The sequence below is a fragment of the Aeromonas sp. PrichA-15 genome, assembly GCF_017939245.1.
Taxonomy (GTDB): domain Bacteria; phylum Pseudomonadota; class Gammaproteobacteria; order Enterobacterales; family Aeromonadaceae; genus Aeromonas; species Aeromonas caviae.
Genome location: NZ_JAGKRH010000242.1, coordinates 5,747 through 6,043 on the forward strand (window position 1 = coordinate 5,747; position 297 = coordinate 6,043).

The window sequence follows — 297 nt, forward strand, 5'->3', positions numbered from 1 at the left end:
TCGAAGGAAGCGTGATGCAGATCCCCCAATATCGGCTTTCGATACTTGGTGATAAACACCAAATGTACGTGCAAAGCGTAGGCCGCATGGCGTGATTTATTAATTTTAGTGAATTGCATTCTGTCACTCAATCGGGCTTAATAGATATGGCGATAATGCTACACACTGAGCGCTAAATGCAAATTCTGAAAGCCTACAAATTCCGACTCGAACCGACCGAACAACAAGCGCAACGCCTGCGCCAGTTGGGCGGTTGTGCTCGTTATGTCTGGAATCACGGGCTGGCAGAAACCAAAC

Annotated in this window: 1 pseudogene; it reads right to left on the reverse strand. The window is 47.5% G+C overall.

The features are described from left to right. Positions 1–119: pseudogene (locus J9889_RS20340) on the reverse strand (IS200/IS605 family transposase); the annotation flags it as partial. Between the last annotated feature and the right edge of the window lie 178 nt (positions 120–297).